This is a genomic window from Trichodesmium erythraeum IMS101 (assembly GCF_000014265.1).
Lineage (GTDB): Bacteria > Cyanobacteriota > Cyanobacteriia > Cyanobacteriales > Microcoleaceae > Trichodesmium > Trichodesmium erythraeum.
In genome coordinates, this window is the sequence record NC_008312.1 from 5,773,707 (window position 1) to 5,793,854 (window position 20,148).

Annotated in this window: 9 protein-coding genes and 3 pseudogenes; 6 read left to right on the plus strand and 6 right to left on the minus strand. The window is 31.6% G+C overall.

Annotated elements, in window-relative coordinates; all coding sequences use genetic code 11:
- Positions 1-66 precede the first annotated feature (66 nt).
- From TERY_RS37390 to TERY_RS37395, 3 genes and pseudogenes are all read right to left on the minus strand, one after another.
- Positions 67-666: pseudogene (locus TERY_RS37390) on the minus strand (SDR family oxidoreductase).
- A 1,034-nt stretch (positions 667-1,700) separates the two neighbouring features.
- The gene (locus tag TERY_RS18050; protein ID WP_011613142.1) at positions 1,701-3,443 is read right to left on the minus strand and encodes a hypothetical protein; all 1,743 of its coding nucleotides are present in this window, start codon (positions 3,441-3,443) and stop codon (positions 1,701-1,703) included.
- 1,148 nt (positions 3,444-4,591) lie between these two features.
- Positions 4,592-4,863: pseudogene (locus tag TERY_RS37395) on the minus strand (transposase family protein).
- 539 nt (positions 4,864-5,402) lie between these two features.
- Here TERY_RS37395 and TERY_RS37400 point away from each other — a divergent pair.
- The 4 genes from TERY_RS37400 to TERY_RS33515 all read left to right on the plus strand — a co-directional run bounded on the left by TERY_RS37400 (position 5,403) and on the right by TERY_RS33515 (position 12,351).
- On the plus strand, positions 5,403-5,534 hold the full coding sequence (locus TERY_RS37400) for a hypothetical protein (RefSeq protein ID WP_370495792.1): 132 nt from the start codon (positions 5,403-5,405) through the stop codon (positions 5,532-5,534).
- Positions 5,535-9,013: 3,479 nt separating this feature from the next.
- Positions 9,014-10,051: an IS630 family transposase gene (locus TERY_RS18060; protein WP_011610772.1), complete on the plus strand. Its 1,038-nt coding sequence runs from the start codon at positions 9,014-9,016 to the stop codon at positions 10,049-10,051.
- A gap of 393 nt (positions 10,052-10,444) precedes the next feature.
- Complete coding sequence (gene dndE / locus TERY_RS18065) at positions 10,445-10,831, plus strand: DNA sulfur modification protein DndE (protein ID WP_011613143.1); 387 nt, start codon at positions 10,445-10,447, stop codon at positions 10,829-10,831.
- Between the two features lie 1,376 nt (positions 10,832-12,207).
- On the plus strand, positions 12,208-12,351 hold the full coding sequence (locus tag TERY_RS33515) for a hypothetical protein (RefSeq protein ID WP_155994484.1): 144 nt from the start codon (positions 12,208-12,210) through the stop codon (positions 12,349-12,351).
- Positions 12,352-13,621: 1,270 nt separating this feature from the next.
- Here TERY_RS33515 and thiD read toward each other — a convergent pair.
- The 3 genes from thiD to TERY_RS18085 all read right to left on the minus strand — a co-directional run bounded on the left by thiD (position 13,622) and on the right by TERY_RS18085 (position 16,813).
- Positions 13,622-14,458, minus strand: coding sequence for a bifunctional hydroxymethylpyrimidine kinase/phosphomethylpyrimidine kinase (gene thiD, locus TERY_RS18075; protein ID WP_011613144.1), 837 nt, complete (start codon positions 14,456-14,458; stop codon positions 13,622-13,624).
- A gap of 57 nt (positions 14,459-14,515) precedes the next feature.
- A complete protein-coding gene (ftsZ, locus tag TERY_RS18080; protein WP_011613145.1) occupies positions 14,516-15,787 on the minus strand; it encodes a cell division protein FtsZ in 1,272 nt (423 codons plus the stop codon).
- Between the two features lie 189 nt (positions 15,788-15,976).
- On the minus strand, positions 15,977-16,813 hold the full coding sequence (locus TERY_RS18085) for an FtsQ-type POTRA domain-containing protein (RefSeq protein ID WP_011613146.1): 837 nt from the start codon (positions 16,811-16,813) through the stop codon (positions 15,977-15,979).
- A 582-nt stretch (positions 16,814-17,395) separates the two neighbouring features.
- On the opposite strand from TERY_RS18085, the pseudogene TERY_RS31185 reads away from it, so the two are divergent.
- Together TERY_RS31185 and TERY_RS18095 are read left to right on the plus strand one after the other, a co-directional pair.
- Positions 17,396-18,227: pseudogene (locus tag TERY_RS31185) on the plus strand (IS630 transposase-related protein).
- Positions 18,228-18,762: 535 nt separating this feature from the next.
- Positions 18,763-20,130 (plus strand): P-loop NTPase fold protein, encoded by a 1,368-nt coding sequence (locus tag TERY_RS18095; RefSeq protein WP_011613148.1) that lies wholly within the window; start codon positions 18,763-18,765, stop codon positions 20,128-20,130.
- The last annotated feature ends 18 nt before the right edge of the window (positions 20,131-20,148 follow it).

The window sequence follows — 20,148 nt, forward strand, 5'->3', positions numbered from 1 at the left end:
TAGGCCAAAGTTTTTCAGGTAAATTAGGCCAAGGTAAAAGTCCAATTTATATTAGGAGTAGAGTTGTTAAATAATTGGATCTAAATGGGCAGTAATTATCAAGCCACCACCATTAACATTAATAACTTGACCATTAACAAAGCCACTACAATCTGAAGCAATGTACAAACAAGTTTCAACTATATCTTGACAAGAAGCAAGACGACCCACAGGAATCATTTTTTCCATAATTTCGTATTTAGTGTCTAAATTGGGGTAATCTTTAGAAATACGGATAGTATCAATTGTCCCTGGACTAACCCTCTTTGCAGTAATTCCGTAAGGTCCAAATTATGTAGCGATCGCTTTAGCAAAAGCATTAAGACCTCCTTTACAGGTAACATTATGAGCTTGGTATAGTGTACCTATTGAACCATAATAACCAGAAATATAAATAATCCGACCCCATCTTCTAGCTTTCATCCCTGGAATTATAGCCTTAGCTAGATAGAATGCAGAATTAAGGTTCGTTTTAATTACTTCATGCCAATCTTTAAGGGAGATATCTAAAAAATTTTGTCTTTTTTCCAGGGAAATATTAGAGACAGCAATATCAACTGCACCAAACTTTTCAATAGCAAAATCAACCATTTTTTGTACTGTATCAGGATTATTCACACCAGCCATCACCGCTATTTCTTGATCCCCCTAAATCACGAGTTTTTTCAGCAACTTCTTCCATCGCTTTTTAATTGCGATGACCATCAATCACTACATTGGCACCAGATGAGGCAAATAATAACGCGATCGCTCTTCCAATATTCTGGCCTTAATCTGTCAGTCTAGCGGTTCTACCTTGTAATGTCTTATTTCTATCTTTCATTATTTTGTGATTATCAAGACTTGAATTATTTTACAGTACGCTGATTAATTAATACTCCTCTGATATTCTGGTATTTTAGAAAATTAATTAACTATTGCTCTATACGCAATAGTCAGAAAATTTCTAGACTCATCTCTGGTATCTTGGTGCTTCAGAAAATGAATGAATTAACTATTGCGCAATAGTTGGAATATATTATAACTTACCCCTGACATCGTGGTGCTTCAGAAAATGAATGAATTAACTATTGCGCAATAGTTGGAAGACATTATAACTTATCTCTGGCATCGTGGTGCTTCAGAAAATGAATGAATTAACTATTGCGCAATAGTTGGAATATATTATAACTTACCCCTGACATCATGGTGCTTCAGAAAATGAATGAATTAACTATTGCGCAATAGTTGGAAGACATTATAACTTATCTCTGGCATCGTGGTGCTTCAGAAAATGAATGAATTAACTATTGCGCAATAGTTGGAAAACATTATAACTTATCTCTGACATCGTGGTGCTTCAGAAAATGAATGAATTAACTATTGCGCAATAGTTGGAAGACATTATAACTTATCTCTGGCATCGTAATGCTTCAGAAAATGAATGAATTAACTATTGCGCAATAGTTGGAAAACATTATAACTTATCCCTGGCATCGTGGTGCTTCAGGAAATGAATGAATTATAGTTATATTCACTCTTCATCCCCTCTAATGGAGTATTTTATGGAATTACTTACTATTCTAGCAAGAGAAAGTCATTTAAAAATTTGCTATTGCATCGTTTTAGATGCAATAGCCCACTACTCTACTAGACTAACTCCTCTCACACTTCCCTACTTCCTACTCCCCTACACCCTTCCTAAGTATACAATTAGCATCCAAAACAAATAAACTATCACTCTGAAAAACAACACAATTAGATATAGTTGTTGCCAAAGCAGGAATATTTCCTAACTGCAAAAAAGTAACCGCCTCTTGTGCAAATTTATATTGCATTAACCAACTATTATCCTCAACATATTCTGGCGTAAAAGCACCACGATGTACCATCCAAAAATCAATTCCATACTTTTGAATAAAATCTTTAACATCCGTTAAATCCGAACTATATTGAGCCACAATTAAATCTATAGTTCGTTCGCGAAATTGACTATAATAACCAACTTGATAAGGAATAGCATATTCCCTACCCAACAAAATAGAACGTTGAGCAAATGTAGGTAATAAATTCGCCTCTTCTTCCAAAGAAGCAATCAGAATATCTTTAGGTTGTTCTTGAAAAAAATCATATAAATATGTAGCCCTTCCCACCTTATATTTAACCAGAGGAAAACCTTTAACAAAAGAAGGATATAACACCAGAGATGCCAGAATTAAACCTATTAAACTTAAAGAAATAATACCCCGAAATGCAACAGGAAACTTGTGTATATTTTTTGCCCAATTAAATAAAGCATCAATAATCAAAGTAAGAGCGATCGCCGTTGCCAAAGCAATAATTATGCGGAAACTTAATCCTGTATATCTACTAGGAAGATGTAGTCGAAAAAGTAAGACGTGGGCAATAAAAAACATTCCCAAAGATGACAATAATAAATGCAGTAATAACCAAATACGGCTAGTAATATTTTTAATTAAAGGAAAAGCAGAACCAAAAGACAATAAAAAGGGTAATACTAACCCCGCACATTGAGTAGCAGGAGTAAACAAAGACTTAGGAAACATTCCACTACGTTTGCCAGTTAACCAAAAATCTTTTGGATGAACATGAAAAAATGTACTCCTCCCATTGGGATAAAATTCTCTTAATTTCATTGCTGCTTCTCGACTAATAGCAGGTCCGAATTCCGAAGAAGTTAAAGCATAAGGTAATAAAATAAAAAATGCCATACTTAAACCCACTCCACAAAATATAAAATCTTGTTTTTTCGATGAGAATTGAAACCTGCCATTTCTCCAGCAAATCAACCTCAAAATTAACATTCCAGAAGCCACAAAAACATACTGTGGATAAAATAATCCCACCAGAGCGATCGCTATCCCCATTCTGACTAAAGAACCACAGATTAAATAATATAAAAAAGCCATAAAAAATGGATAAACAAATGCTCTAGGCGTAGCCGAAGCCACATCATCTTTCATCCAAATAGCCTGATTCATTACCAAAGTAGCAATAAACCCTGCCATTGGGACCGGCAATATTTCTAAAGTAATTCTAAAAATATAGTAAGTACAGATTAAACCCAAGATAAAAGGAATAATTTTTGCTAAAATCAACGGATTAATTCCTACAAATGCTGCACTTTTATAAAGCCAAGTATATCCGGCTGGAGCCACCGACTGAAAATAGTCAGCAATTAAATCATTAGGAAATAAATCAGGATCAAAAAAACGTTGCATCCAAAAAATATGTTGTCTAGCATCATCTTGAACACTAAGGCTACTAATAAAAGCTTTTTTAACTGCTAAAAAACCATAAATAACAGCAAAAGTCATGCTAATACTAAACCAAAATATCACCCCTTGATAGGATTTTTTATTAATAGGATGAGTCAAAAATTTATGTAAATTTGAAATTACCATTTACTAGGAAAAATTTATTAATTAAGCTAATTTTAATAGATATTTAAAATATTTTTTTCTAATTTATTAAGCTAATCTTGAATCTAAACAGTTTCACCAAGATTGACAATAACTACCCCTAGTCCCCCATTCAATCTATATTATCTCTTCCCCTTTAACAATTAGTCTATTGCTAGTAGTTTGAAGCCCTACCTATCTTCTGCCTTTGATCATCCCTTTAACTAATTCCCTCAGTCCAACCAATGTAATTGATTTCGAGTACTTTGAGTCCGTCTCTATGTTTACTTTACTTCTACCCTAAAAGCAGAATGACTGTTCCATAGAGCTTCCTTAGCTGTGTCCAACCCATACCCAGATTTTCATGAAACTGCTAGATTCTTCGCTAATATCAATCCCACCCTATTAGACATCTCCAAAAATACTCAAACGCTTATACTAACTATTTTTAGTGGAGCGTTAGCTCACCTTGAAGATAGTTAATTTGTACAGTTTTATGGGCATTAGAGATACTTCGTATTACTAATTCAAATATTTATTAGACTTTGATTTATTATTTTTATCTCAGTTTTTGATGATTTTTAATAATATAAATGAGCCAATTATTATTCACACTAAACCACATATTGTTAAAATTAATTTTTGATAATTATTATCTTTTAATCTAAATCTTTATCTAGGAAATTTAAATATTTTAATTAATCTTATTACATGTTATACAAATATTATTTTTTTTGCTTTTTCTTGATTTTCTTCTTTGATTTATGGTAGCATTTATTTTTTTCTTAGTTTCTTTTTTAGTGTAGTAGTTCTTTCTACTCCTTCATCAGCTTTATCTCCTTAAAATTTTTGTTTTTCATCAAATTTATCCGGTTGTTTTCTTAATATTTTTACATCACTTACTGGACCTTTTTCTCCTACTATTACATCCACTATTTCTGTTCATTTTAGTGTCGTTATTATTTTATTTTTAAAAGTATAATTTTTCTTTTTTCATATTTGATATTTTTCTTGGTTTTTATATTTAATTAGTCTTTCTATGCCTTGTTATGTACTATCTACAATTAATTATAATTCTGTTAATATCTCCTTTACCCATTCCAATTCATTTTCTTTTTTTTTACTTGTTATAATAAACTTGCTGGCAGTAATTATCTGAGAATATCTATCCAGTAATGAAAAATATTATTAGCACTTCATTCACTTATACCAAAGTTAATTCCTAATGTTTGAAAACTTGGTATTTGATGTAAATAAAATCATGTTAAAATTATTTATTCTTCCTTTGTTAAATTCTTTTTTCTGACTCCACCTGCTTTAATTAATCTTTTTTCTGTTTTCGCGATCGCCGACTTTTTTATGATTCTATTCTTGGGGCATTTTCTATTAATTTTATTAGCTGTTCATAAGTAATACCAATAATTCTTTTTGTTTATTTTGGATGATTATAAATATATTCTAAAGTTGGATTCATTTGGGAGACTGTATACATAAATGGTTTTGATAATTTTACCTTATTTTCTATTTTAGAGATGTCTATTAGATTTTGCCAAGACTTTAAGCTTTATAGAGTACTGCAGTAGATAGGCAAAACCCTGCAAAGTGATACACAATATCAGCATTTTTCTGTAACCGAGATCAAGTTTGTTCTCAGTAGCAAAGGAGAGCGTTCATCCCAAGTTTTACTGTAGAAATATATAGTAAGGGACATATTAATTAGGACATCGTATTTTGATTAAAAGGCAACAGAAAAAAGGCAACTGCCAACAAGAAAGTATCTTAACAGTTGTGGCGGCTGCTATATATAGTTTTACGCATTAAAATTAAGACATTAACTATCATAGATAAAACCTTAAAAATTTATTTTATGAGTATGCCTAGCCAGTATCTCATGACTATTATCTCTGAAGCAAAGCAATTAAAGCAGTAAAAAGAAGACAAAAAAAGCAACATGAGTCTCAAATGCTAAATATTAGCCATAATACAGATTTATGGTTAAGTAAAGAAGAAGAGGTAGGGGATGATCAAGCAATTACCAAGAAAAGAAGACCACAAAGACTTAAAGACGAAGAAAAACTAAACAATTTATCATAGAAAATAAAGACAAAAATCAACAGCAAATGGCAAAACTATGGGGAGATAATATTACTCAAAAAAATATTAGCTATTTCTGTCGAAAAATAGGAATTATGCGTAAAAAAAATTATGGATATGAATAAATAGACAAATAAAAAAGACAAAAATTTAGGGGAAAATATCAAAATTAGAGAAAAATAAACTTTTTTTATGTTTATGAATAACCACTTTATAATTGAAACAATTATTCTGATAGGTATAGTCATAAAAGGGAGAAAATTTATACCTTAAAATTAGGAAAAAAAAGAGAGAGAAGAAGTTAAATTTCTGGGAGGTGAAAAAAAATTGAAAAAGCCTTCAATATCAAATAGCACAACTAAAATATGATCAAAAAAGATGAGCCTATATATTCTAAATAAGACTTATTTAATAATAATTAATAAACTAGATTATTTATATAATAAACATTTAAAAAAATAAATTAAAATTCAATTTTTGGTTAATGTTAAAAGTTTTGATTGCTATAATTAAAGAATACCGATAAATAAGTTGATAAAGTCTGGCAAATTAAATGGAAAACATATAAATTTTTAGAGTCGTTATCGTGCTATGCAAAGGTTTTTATAATTAAAAATACTAAGATTTTAAATTCTATGATTTTCAATTTTAGTTGTCGTGCTATGAAAGGTTTTACCATTAAAAATACTAAAATTTAAAACTCTATAGTTTCCAATTTTAAAAGATTAAATTCAATCAAACTTTGAAGCTAGGAAAATTCTAACAATTGCGATAGATATAAATCAATTTAATTAGTAAATTCATGATTTATAAGCCCATTTTATAACCGTCATAGCATATAAATTTACATTACTAATTTTGACAAAAAAGGAAGTTCAGCTCATCTTAACAATCATTGAAAAATAGTATTTTTTATGAGTCTATGAGCCTAACAGATTTTGAGATTAATTTAGTAACGAAAATATATTCCAATTATTAGGTGGCAAAAACCGATAAGATGAAAATTATGTGATATTTATAATTTCTTGAAAAGATTGTATTGCAAGCAGATAATCAAAATATTGATTTGTCAATAAAATTTTAGATGAGCTTGCCCTGGAGAAAAAAAAGGAATAGTAATTTTAGGAGACAGCAAGAATCTTTATCTAAAGTTTTAGCTTTATTTTCTGATTTCCAAAAAGTAGTTTTAAGAGATAAATAATTTTGTAGTATGAAACTATCTAAATATTTAAAATTCAATAAAAGACATATTTTTGTTTTATCTTGAAAAAAAGCTTGTATATAAAAATATCAAAATAACTGTAGATAGCTCTAATAGAATTAGGAATAAAGCCGAGAATATCTTTATATTTTGAATGAAACAATATTAAGAACTTCAAGTTTTTTATGCTGATAAATATTGCAAAAAAAATACAATAAAAATATAGAGAAAATATGACAGGAAAGGCATAATTTATATTAACAAATTCATGTGATTTAGAAATAACAATAAATGCTTATGAAAAAAATACGGATATGTATTGAATAAATGTTTTAGCATTTTAAGAAATTAGGGTATAATTGGAAAAAGATTCAAGTCAAAGGTGAAGGATTAATTTCCATCACATTATTGATGACTTTAGCTTATTGTTAATACTTAATTTTTGGAAAAAGAACTTGTGAAAAAGGAGTAGGAAATTATGTAAATTGTCTAACTTAAAAAGGAAGAAAATATCGACGAAATAGCCATTTTCCTATAGTAAATAAAGGTCAATTTTAGTTAAATTCCTTGTTTATGTTTGTAGAAGAAGCAGAGGAATTGATAGCCAATTACCCTCAAAAAACGGCTCAATTATCAGAGAGGTATAAAAGCTACAAACCATGTTATGTCAACTTTTTAGTCCTACCTATGACCCCTTCAGGTAAAATTGGGACCTCAAGAGAGAAAAAGTTATTTGGACCTTAAACCTTTGAAGGTTAATATAATCGTTATTTATTTGAGTTTTGGCTGTAGTTTTATCTCATACCTTTCAGAAAGGGGAGAAAATAAAAAAATGTTAGAGGAAGCAGTTTGTGAAGCTTGGTATCTGCTACCTTCTTCCCTAAAATTAAACAAAATTGAAAACTAGTGGGCAGTTTTAAAGATATAGATAAAACAAAGATTAAAGGAATTTGAGAAAGTTTCAAATTGTGTCGATAGTGCCTTCAAAAATTGTCCGAAAGTTTTTGGGTAAAACTATAAAATTGGGGCTTATACTATCGACTATCTATACACAAAACTTATCTTTATAGCACCTACTTTTCATAGGCTAGAAAATATTTTTGATTCTCCTTATATATATGATGAATAAAACATTTCCAGATTTATATCCTCAATTAGAATATGTACTAAAGTATAAAGAAATAAAAGAGTATCCTAATAGAATAAAAAAATCATTAAAAAGTTGTGTTTCTTAGAGACTATTTGTAAAAAAAAAGCTAAAGATAGCTATCAAAAAGTATTCAAGGTAGGAAAGTAGAAAAAATCATGATAATTGTCACATAAATTTCTTGAAAATCTTTAGCCAGGGCTCTAAGCCCTCGCCAGTGAGAACTACTCGAACCTCTACTAAAAAAACCTCTCTCAATGAGGGCCAAAACCAAATGCTAATCAATAGTATATTCTATATTCTTTACTCTAGTTTTCATTGGCGTTCTTTGCCCCAGAAGCTACAACCTTGGCAAACTGTCTCGACAAAATTTCGTAAATGCCACGGATAGGATATGGTGCTTGGGAACAAATCAATCATATGATAAAAATAACATTAATCTTTTTTTGCTGTTACAACAGATTTTGGGCAAATTATGTATATGTATTTTGTCAAAATCATGTAGTGCAAGCATATTGACCGAATTAGAGTACCTCATAATAACAGAAAGCGCTGTATGTTATTACTGAATTTATTGCTATAATTATTGGTGTGATTTTGGCAGGGTTTATCGTACATTTTATTACATAGTAAAATTATGACTTTTCGTAAGCTGTCTCTTCTGAAAAATATGTATAAAAATTCAAAGTTATATTAGTACTTTATAAATTAAAACTGGAAAATACAAAGTTCTTCTAAAAAACTATTAGCTATAAAGACTGAAAGTATTATAGGAATAGCTAAAGAAACTGGTTTAACTACCTACAAGTGAAAGATTAAACAATACTTTGACTTCAAATAATTTATCGCACAATGTTAGGAAAACTTGATCTTTATTCTCAGAAGGCGCGAAAATTACTTGGGTGCTATGAGAATATTTTATTAATCATTATAATCAGGCAATGGCTTCACCGTAATTTGATCATACAGGAATACCAAGCATATATAGTAATTAAACATTTTAGGCAGAAATAAGCACTTATAAAAAAATTACCCTCAGTAATTTTATGTGATATTCTAATATATAGCAATCCCATATTGGTCGCAACAGATATAATAGTAAGAATAACAGATCTAAGAAAAAGACAAAAAATGAATATTATAGATAAACTAAATGATTTTATTAATCAAACAAAAGAGTCTAAAGAAATTAAAAGGGCCTTGGCCGTAAAAATGACCTTGTCAGGAAAATCCTACCATGAAGTCAAAGAATTATTAAATGTTTCTCACAGTTTTATTAGTGAATGGAAAAACCAAGCATTATTTCATGGTGTAGAAAGTTTAAGGCTTCAGTATCAAGGGAGACAAGGTTACTTAAAAACGGTCGAAAAAGAGAAAACAATTGAGTGGTTGAGAGCACAAGATTATCTTAGGTTATCAGATTTAAAAAACTACTTACAGGAGCAATATGATGTGGTTTTTGAGTCTAATCAAAGTTACTATAACTTGTTTAAAGAAGCGGGCATAAGTTGGAAAAAAACTCAAAAAAAGAATCCTGCTAAAAATGATGAATTAGTAGAAGTTAAAAGAAAAGAAATACAGGAATTTTTAGCTAAATGGCAACCAGAAATAGAAACTGGAAAGCTTACAGTGTTTATGATTGATGAATGTCATCTTCTATGGGGAGACATATTAGGTTATGCTTGGGGAAAAACAGATGAAAGAATAGAAATTGCAATTAAAAATGAAAAAGAAAGACAGACTTATTATGGAGCTTTAGACTATAAAACCAAGGAATTTCTTGTGCAAGAATATGAGAGTGGAAATACTAAAAATACTATTGAATTTATTAAATATTTGCAGAAGCAAAGACCGGGCAACAAATTGGCAATATTTTGGGATGGGGCAACTTACCATAACTCTCAAGAATTTCGAGAATATTTAATGACAATTAATCAATACTTATCAGAAGAAGAATTGTTGATAAATTGTACAAGATTTGCTCCCAATGCTCCGGAGCAAAATCCTGTTGAAGATATTTGGTTACAAACCAAAAATTTCAGTATTACTTTTTATCATCTTTGCAGTTCTTTTAAAGTAGTTAAGTGGCTATTTAAGTTTTTTGCGGATGGTCAAATATTCAATTTCCCAAAACTTTTTCAGTATGAAATTTTGCCGCAACCTACTTAGGATTGCTATATAGATATATGGTATAAAAGATTCAACTTTAAAAAATGTGTAATTAATTTTGTTGATCTGTTTTCTAATATATAGATATATAGTATAAAAGATTTAACTTTAAAAAATGTGTAATTAATTTTGTTGATCTGTTTTCTAATATATAGATATATAGTATAAAAGATTTAACTTTAAAAAATGTGTAATTAATTTTGTTGACCTATTTACAAAGCTATAAATTTTGATTTGTATCAATAATCTCTAAAGATATTTTTAGTAACTAAACTATTCGATAAACAACTTAATTGCAGCTATCTAATAAACATAGAATTATCCTACTATTTATTGCGGCTAAAAAAAATCTAATTTTATCCTAATTACCTACAGCTATATCTCATAAATTTTATGGAACCACCAATTGAAAGAATACGACTTTCTCAAGTAGCTAAAGAACAGTTAACTAAGCTTAAACGTAATACTAAAATTGACCAGTGGAATATCCTTTGCCGTTGGGCATTCTGTTGTTCTTTGGCAGAATTAAGCATTCCCTCTCCAGTGCCAATTCCTGCTGATAGCAATTTAGAATTAACATGGAGAATTTTTGGAGGGAAATTTGCTGATATTCTTTTAGTAGCTCTTAAGCAACGTTGCCATAATGATGGAATAGGTATAGATCAAGAAACCCTAGCTAGTCAATTTCGTCTACACTTACATCGAGGTATTGGATATTTAGCTGGTGATCCAAACATCAAAAATATAGAAAAGTTAATCGTAACTGTTCTTGACTCATAAATTAAATCAAATACAAAGCATTTTATTCAGAATCTGAAGTAGAAAGTTAGGAAAATTGAGCTAAGATTATAATTGCTACCGTCGTCAAAATAAAATTTACTTAATCTCAAGAAAAGTGTGAAAACGATAGGATAAGTATCATTCCTAAATACTCTAAATTATTATGGAATGTTCTTTATTATGGAATGTTCTTTTTGTGGCCATAAGAGAATTCATAAGCATGGAAAGACTCGTAATGTTATCAACGATATTATTGTCCTTAATGCCTACAAACTTTCACCTACAATGCTGACACTTTCTACTACTGGCAAAAAGCTGGACATAAGAAAATTTCCATGGTTCTACAGACTCATGTTGAAGGTAATAGCTTAAGATGAATTAGTCGAACAGTGAATCTGGCCTATAATACAGTAGTCAGTTTGGTGAGGGCAGCCTCTTAAGAAAAACAAATGATTCATAATGGCCGTGTAGAAAATATGAAAACCTCACAGGTTAGCAATAATGAATTTTGGTTATTTGCGCAAAAAAAACAAAAACATTGTCACATGAATGAATTGACAGAAGGTAACTGTTGGAGAGGTATGACTTAAGCCTCATTCAGTCAATTAATTTTTGGGTAAGCGAATAAGTTAACATACTGACCAGTTTATTTAAATTAATTCTCAATACAGAAGGGAAAACTAGCTGTAAACAATGGCATACATATAATTGGGGAGAGTATAAACGAGCCCTAACCCGAGAAACAGAGCACATTATTGATCAAAACAAAACCCAGCATAGGCATGGGGAAATTTGGAAAAGTCTGGCCACATCATAGAGAGAACCATTAGGTTAGCTCACCCTTACTTCAATTAGATTTGGATCCATACTCGTAAAGACAATACAGCAGTATAGAGGTTAGGATGAGCAATTATACCGTGGAGTTGGAATGACTTAACTCATCATCCCAAACCTTGCGCTCTGGACTAACCTCTCAGGAAGCCTTTGAATTAGCAGGAATGATTGAAATTGGTGTAAGTCTTGGAGGAATAATAGTTAGCTAAAAACCAAAATAGACATCTAATTATCTAGCTTGAAAAAGTCTTTCCTTTCCAAAAAATTTGCTAAATAACTTGACAAAATTTAAAAAGTAAAGTTTAATATAATTTTAAAAAAAGTTACTGAGTAAAATTAGTCTATGATGCTTGTTCAATAAGGACTTTACCTCAAAGATTTCATTCGATGAGACAAACAACTCCTAATGCCATGCCTCCTTGCTTTTAAAGATGGTACCGATAGTTTGACAATTCTTGGAAAAATCCACCTCAAAAAATAAGATTCTCTGTCATGGTATAGGTAGATTACTAGGAGATAGTTAAAGGAAAAATATATTCTAAATGGCCAATAAATCCATTGGAGTAGTTTATAACTGGCTACATCATTTAATCCCAGATTCTCCTTGGGAACCTACTAAAATCAATCAACCTCGCCTAGAAAGAATGAATAAACCTTCTCAAACTAAATCGTTTTTTGTGGAGTAGGAACAATACATTGGAGAAATGGGTAAATTAGATCAACATTTAAGTTTTTTGCCAGAGCTCAAAGATGATAAAATTTTTTAGAAAAAACAGGATTAAGGAATAGTATAAATAGACTTTACTCTGACCAGAGCTATAGACTTTTAGACTTTACTCTGACCAGAGCTCATCGTTTAAGAATAGTCTTAATTCATTCTGGATTAAGCAATAATACAAGATTTTTGAAAAAACTTGAAGACTGGGAATTAAAATATGCGCGGAGGCATCACCAAAAATTTAAAAATAGTAGTTAAACAAAAATTATCTCAAGAAATAGAAGCTAGAAGAGATGAAGCCCTCTAAAATTAGACCAATAAAATAATTTTAGCCAGTTATCTTAAGTGTAGAAAAACTAAAAATAGTTTGGGTGAGTAAATTTAAAGGTTGAATTTCACCTCTTCAATATGAATTCTATTTATATAGAAAAAGCAACAGAAATTAATTATTTTATTACCAATATTGAAAGATAAAAAGTGACATCTGAATGGATAGCAAATACCTACTCAAACAGAAACTGGATAGAGGTTTTGTACTGAGAGAGGCTTATGATGGCTGAGATTAAAATAATATCAAGTAAGAAATAAATGGAGACAAGATAGACATCTTATATTAGTATGTAACTGCTTATAATTTTATCACTTAGGATAAGCTAAATGGAGGATAACAAAGGTAATGTAGGAATAAACCTTTGAAGATATTTACTGATGCTGATAAAGTTTTTCGTACAGCTATATCTTTCCGTTTTTTTAATTGGTTAACTAATAATCGTATTCGTTTTTGCCTCTCACAGAAAAAGTTTGGGCTATATTTGAGGTTAAAAGTTGTGTAATTCCCACTATAAAGTACATATTTAGTAACTTGTGTAACAAGAGAATACTCCTGCCCAACTAAGAGCTAAAAGACATCAAAACAAAAGATATGGTTAGTTATAAGTTAAGGTAAATTAAAAAAAAATAGACATTGGTGTTGTTATAGTGAGAAGAGCGAGTAAGGCAAATTCTCCAAACTATCAACCACAATTTTCTTACCATCAAACAGCAAAACAATGCTTACAATTATCCTCAGTCTAATTGATGATGCTTACAGATTTAAATTGTAAGCTTTGATGTGGTTAAATTTGCCACGAATTATTATTGAGACTTAATCAGGGTTTGTTGTTCTTAGTATGTTTAAGAACTAGGAGACCAAAATACTAATCCTAACCAATTTCCCCACCTACTTCCCCCAAATGAGGTCAACTGCTCTTAATATAATTGTTTAAGAGCAAAGGAAAAAAATGCCCTATAGGGCCTTGACCTTGACCAATTTCTAAAGCATACTGTAGAGAACTTGTGACATAATTCTTAGCCATTGTAACTGCGGAAAATAAATCTTGTCCTTGAGCTAAATTGGCAGCGATCGCTGCTGAAAGAGTACAACCAGTACCATGAGTATTATTAGTATCAACTGTAGAAGTTTTCAAAGTTTCAAAAGACTCCCCATCAAACCAAACATCTACTCCTCGTAAATTATGCTTCAGAGCACCTCCCTTAACCAGAACAGTATTAACTCCAAACTTATGAATTTTCTCAGCCGCCAATTTCATATCATTAATATTGTTAATATCTAAACCCGCCAAAATCTGGGCCTCATAAATATTAGGAGTAACAATACTGGCCTTTGGAAGCAAAAAATCCCGTAAAGCAGCCACAGCAGAATTATCAATCAACTGAACACCTGCACGGGATACCATTACCGGGTCTACCACCAATTGTTTTAAACTTAAAGTTTCCAACACCTCAGCCACAACCAAAATAATATCTTGGTTAAGTAACATTCCTGTTTTAGTCGCCTGAACACCTATATCTTGAACAACCGCTTCAATTTGAGCTTTAACCACCTCTGGCAACAAAGCATCAAGCCTATTCACTCCCAAAGTATTCTGAGCAGTAATACAAGTCAAAGCACTTGTACCATGAACACAGTGAAAAGCAAAAGTACGCAAGTCCGCCTGAATGCCTGCTCCACCGCCACTATCGGAACCAGCAATAGTCAAAGCAACAGGAATACTTGATGCCATAAAATCAGCCATAACAATTAATATAATTTATAGAGAGTTAGATATCAAGAAATTTCCTTTGCTTTAATCTTACTTATTAGATGGATTTCGTCGCCTTTGCAGAAAGTCAGGAATATCTAATCCTGGCAACTTTCTTTGTGGTTCTGGTGTAGAATTAGGATTCTGGGTAGGATTTGGTACTGGTCGTCTTGGTTGTACTTTTTCCTGGATAGGTTGAGTTTGTACTTCCCCACTAAAACCAGTAGCTATGACAGTGATTTTAATTTCTCCCTGAAGTTTATCATCAATTACAGCCCCAAAAATAATATTAGCATTAGGATCTACAACTTCATAGATAATTTCAGCAGCAGCATTAACCTCATGTAAAGTTAAATCAGTACCACCAGTAATATTAAATACAACCCCTTTTGCTCCTTCAATGGAAGACTCAAGCAAAGGAGAAGAAATTGCCGCATTTGCTGCTTCCCTTGCCCTAGACTTACCAGACCCCATACCAATTCCCATCAATGCCGAACCAGCATCGGCCATAACTGCTCTAACATCAGCAAAGTCAACATTTACTAATCCAGGTACAGTAATAATATCTGAAATTCCCTGTATACCTTGACGTAAGATATCATCTGCAATTATGAAAGCCTCCTGTACTGGAGTTTGGTCATTAATTACAGATAGCAAACGATTATTGGGGATCACAATTAAAGTATCTACTCTAGTTTGTAGAGCAGTAATTCCTTCATCAGCCTGAGTAATTCGGCGTCGTCCCTCAAAAGTAAAAGGGCGAGTCACAACACCCACCGTCAAAGAACCTGCTTCTTTAGCAATTTCAGCTATAACTGGAGCTGCACCAGTACCTGTACCACCTCCCATTCCAGCAGTAATAAATACTAGATCTGGATGGTCTAAAGCATTAGCTATTTCATCTCTAGATTCTTCAGCAGCTTTTTGACCAATAGCGGGATTACCCCCTGCCCCCAAACCTCTTGTGAGCTTTTGTCCAAGTTGTAAGCGTTTAGGAGCGCGTGAGAGAGTTAATGCTTGGGCATCTGTATTAACCGTCCAAAATTCTATACCAGATACCTCACTAGCAATCATTCGGTTAACAGCATTGCCGCCACCTCCTCCTACGCCAATTACTTTAATTTTTGCCGTATTACTTGGCACAATATCATCACTCCTGGATTCTTCCTTTATTATACCTTTGGGGTCATAATTTTGTTCTCCATAAAATCCTGAGCTATTACGAAATGGGTTAGATACATTGTTTGGCAATGGAAAATTTCCTTGTCCTTGATATTGGGGACTTTCATAGTATTTGACCCCTTGTTTATTATTAACTATCATTATTGGAGATGGTAGATATACAGTTTTTTCTCTCAGTCGGTTTATAGTTTACCAGGATAGCTCTTAACTATAGATTAATGAATCATATTCTAAAATATGTTGTACTATAATCCAAGAATCTGAGTATGTTTATTAATTTTTCTTTGTTCTTAGCTAGCTGAAGGGTATCTTTCGTGAATTTTTATAGATTTAATTTGACTGAATTTTAATTGCTTTAAATTTATTAGGTAACTGAATTAAAGGAGAGTCTGGATTTTTAAGATTGATATAGGCCATTTGGCGAACATCAATTTTATTAGGTAATTCTCGCATCCGGTCTAGGACATTTAATTGTTCACTAAATCTAGAGCTGTATGGTCCGAGATGTACTATTCCTAATTCAGTTGTCAAAATTAAATTTCCTGGATCTTGCCAATTAATCTCAAATACTTTAACAGGGCTACGACTTAAACTTTGGTATAGAGAATGCCAATATTGACGATACTGTCCAGTAAAACCAATTACTTTTAGAGTAGGTAAAGATCCTGTTCTTTCAAGAGCAGAAAAGCTCTCAAGAGGTATCCAGTTTCCATGAGTATCTAACCACCCCATTTTTTGTGAGTTATTAATACCTACCTGATTTTTGAATTGAGTAATTGCAACAGGACGTCTTTCTATAATCTTAATATTTAAACTTGGGGGAAATAAACGACGGCTAATTCTTGCCTTAGCAATTGGACTCTGTGACTCTAAATTCTGAGCTAATATTTGTGTTTTAATTACCCAAAGAGACTGAGGATAATCTAAAGAAATTAGAGACAATATTGCTCGGTCTGAAAGCAATTGATTACCTTCTACGGTTAATTGCTCTTGTTTAGTTATTAGCCAAATTGGTTGAGTAATTGCCCAAAGTAAAGCTGCACCTAAACCACCAACTGCTAGTACTTGCCATACTATAACTAATAACTTTAAACGTCGTTGAAGCCGTAATTTTTGTCTACGACTTACTAAATCTGATTCAGAAACTGATCCAATATTATTAGCCATTTACTTAGAAGATATCTATAAAATAAATATTAAAGGGATACTCAAAGGCTACATTTTTTGGTTCACACCAACCATAGCAGCTTACTATCAAGTTTAACTATTAATTTACCCCTAGCCCACTCTAATAGAATGTTTCATCTAAAATGGTGTGTGGTGAAAGATTTTTAAATACATTTCACAGCTTAAATTTTAGCTGTCAATACTCAGGATACAAGTTTGACACTAAGCTCTAGTGTTGGTCCACTAGAAGAATAAATCGTTTTAGCTATCTCTGTTTACTAAACTATATTAATTTAAACCTCACTGAGAGCTGATGGCTAACAATAGCAAACTCTAAAAAAGTAGTTGTTAAATTCAGTATAAATGTTTCATAACTCCCATCAATTAGAGCTTACTGAAAAAATACTTTGGTAAAGGCACAGAATAGGTAATATTATGTCCAATTGAATCTTTAGACTTTAAATTTAATCTTTGTACTTTATATTAAGTAGCTCGGAATATTTGTTAAATATAGTCTATTTAACTTAAGAATGAAACAAAAAGAGTGTAAGATTGAACAGAGAAGATATGGGAGTATAAATCATAGCTTATAGTTTAGATTTAAGACAAAAAGTAATAGTAATAATAGAACATAGCGGTAGAGTCACCAAAGCGACGTAAGTGTTTGGAATAGGAATAGCGTCAATGTACAGATGGCTTGAGAGAAAGGAGCTGTCAGCAACAAAGGTAAAATATATCTAGCATTCGCTAGATATAAGAGAATTGTCAATAAATTGACAAGAAAATCCAGAAACTAGATTAAAACAGAAAGCTGAAAAATACTGCAATTTTTAAGGCTATCAAAAAAATGAAAATAGCCAGAAAAAAAAGAAGTACGTTATTGCACAAAGTAGTAGATAATAATGGATAAAATATTATGATGATTTACCGAAATTAATCAAAATATATGGGGTTACAAGTTTAGTATTGGTTTTGGAGTTAGGACTTGAATAATTTCTAAATTGTATTTATGTGTGGTAAAAAAGGGGGAAAAATTTATGGAGATAGGCAAGGAAAGAGGAGAAAAAGAGAAAACTTAGTCCCTGGTAGAAGAAAAGGAAAAAAAGATTTAATTCCACCAATGATATTCACAGAAAGTTTGAATACAGAAGATTTTGAAGGCTGGTTATCAATATATTTATTACCATCATTAACCATCACATCAGTTTTGATTATGGATAATGCACCAATTCATCGAAAAACAGTGATTAAACAAATAGTTGAAGATGGAGGTTATCAGGTCATATTCCTCCCTAAGTATTCTCCTGATTTGAATAATATTGAACATAATTTTAGTGCCTTAAAGAGAGCCAGAATTTATGCTCATTCAAATACACCCTTAGATGAAATCATCCGTGATTATTGTGTAGTTTAATGTCTCATTCTTAAGTTAAATAACTATAAGTTAGAGACATTACATAGAACATTTGTAAGAAAGACTTAAGTTAAAAAAATCTCTAAAAAAAAAGGATATTAATAGAGATAACCGCTCTTTTATGAATAAGAGATGTTCTTTTTAAGCTACTAGAATAGTATAATTAACATTCACAATTATGTACTTTTTTTCTACCCTTAGTAGTTAGAGTCAGGAATCACCAAGGGAATCAAAGATACTTACCACAAAAAGTTTTTTAATGGCTGATTATCCGGATATAAGATAAGGGGAGATGAGTAATAACTATACTATCTATTTATTTATTTTTCGTCTTAACTAACGGGAAAAATATCAGTAAAAATATCAATTTTTTGAGCCTTCTTTAGTAATTTTCTGACAACTGATAATTGATTATTGCAGGGTGAGGATAATCTATGGTTTTACCCCTAGGTATTGACATACCCCTTGTATAGATTCAAAGAATTCAGGAAAATAGTACTAAGCAACATTACACAATATTGCTTTTTATTTATATATGGAGGTAAAAAAACTCTTGAGTAAATTAGACTTAATTAGATTTTATAAAGCTTGTAATCCAAGCAAGACCTTGATAGTAGGAAATGCAGAAGATCAGCAATATTATATAGATTTTGCCAGTGTTAGAGGTAGCGATATAATTAAAGAATTAGAAAGAACTATAATACTATTATCAGGAAATCAGCCGACTTGTCAACTATTTACAGGCCACATAGGTTGTGGTAAGTCTACCGAATTATTTCGACTTAAAGATAAATTAGAAAAACAAGGATATCATGTTGTTTACTTTGAGTCTTCAGAAGACTTAGATATGGGAGACGTAGATATTAGCGATATTTTGCTAGCGATTGCTCGTCAAGTCAGTGAAAGCATGGAACAAGCTAAAATTCAAATCAAACCAAGTTACTTCCAAAAGTTATTTGGTGAAATATCAGAACTGTTACAAACTCCCATAGAACTTTCCGCAGAAGCAGAGCTATCTGTTGGTATTGCTAAAATTACTGCTAAAACCAAAGATTCCCCTAAACTACGTTCTCAGTTAAGACAATACCTCGAACCCCGAACTAGCACTATTCTAGAATCAATCAATCAAGAATTATTAGAACGTACCAATATAGAGCTCAAGAGACGAGATAAAAAAGGACTTGTTGTGATTGTTGATAATCTAGACCGTGTAGATAACTCACCCAAATCTTGGGGACGTACTCAACCAGAATATTTATTTGTAGACCGAGGCGAGCAACTCAAAAAACTCAACTGTCATGTCGTCTACACAATTCCTCTTACATTAATGTTCTCTAATGATTATGGCAGATTATCTAGTCGATTTGGAGTGAAACCAAAAATATTACCAATGGTGCCTGTACAGATTAGGTCTAAAAAACCGACAATAGCCCCAAATGACTATGAGACAGGAATAAAATTATTACGAGAAATGGTATTAGCTAGAGCTTTTCCAGAAATACCATCCCAAAAACGTCTAGAATTTATTCCCGCTCTATTTGAAACTTCAGAAACCCTTGATAGACTTTGTCGAGTTAGTGGGGGTCACATGCGAAAACTGTTAATGTTGCTCTATAGTTGTCTGCAACAAGAAGATCCTCCTTTTTCTAGTGAATGTTTAGAAAATGTGATTCAGGAATATCGAGATGATCTAACTAGAGCTATTACTGTTGACGAATGGGAGTTGCTATTTAAAGTAGTACAAAATCAAAGAGTAACAGGAGAAGAAGAATGCCAAGCTTTACTCAGAAGTATGTTTGTTTTTGAATATCGAGATCGGGATGGTCATTGGTTTGGAATTAATCCATTGTTGGCAGAAACTAAAAAATATGCTAGTTGGGTTAATAGTAATTATCAGGAGTGAGGGAATAGGGAATAGAGT

Excerpts from the sequence above, each read along its gene's own strand:
- TERY_RS37400 (WP_370495792.1), top strand. The coding sequence starts at position 5,403 with ATGCTAAATATTAGCCATAATACAGATTTATGGTTAAGTAAAGAAGAA.
- TERY_RS18060 (WP_011610772.1), top strand. The coding sequence starts at position 9,014 with ATGAATATTATAGATAAACTAAATGATTTTATTAATCAAACAAAAGAG.
- TERY_RS18050 (WP_011613142.1), bottom strand. The coding sequence starts at position 3,443 with ATGGTAATTTCAAATTTACATAAATTTTTGACTCATCCTATTAATAAA.
- ftsZ (WP_011613145.1), bottom strand. The coding sequence starts at position 15,787 with ATGATAGTTAATAATAAACAAGGGGTCAAATACTATGAAAGTCCCCAA.
- thiD (WP_011613144.1), bottom strand. The coding sequence starts at position 14,458 with ATGGCTGATTTTATGGCATCAAGTATTCCTGTTGCTTTGACTATTGCT.
- TERY_RS33515 (WP_155994484.1), top strand. The coding sequence starts at position 12,208 with ATGGCCAATAAATCCATTGGAGTAGTTTATAACTGGCTACATCATTTA.
- TERY_RS18085 (WP_011613146.1), bottom strand. The coding sequence starts at position 16,813 with ATGGCTAATAATATTGGATCAGTTTCTGAATCAGATTTAGTAAGTCGT.
- TERY_RS18095 (WP_011613148.1), top strand. The coding sequence starts at position 18,763 with ATGGAGGTAAAAAAACTCTTGAGTAAATTAGACTTAATTAGATTTTAT.
- dndE (WP_011613143.1), top strand. The coding sequence starts at position 10,445 with ATGGAACCACCAATTGAAAGAATACGACTTTCTCAAGTAGCTAAAGAA.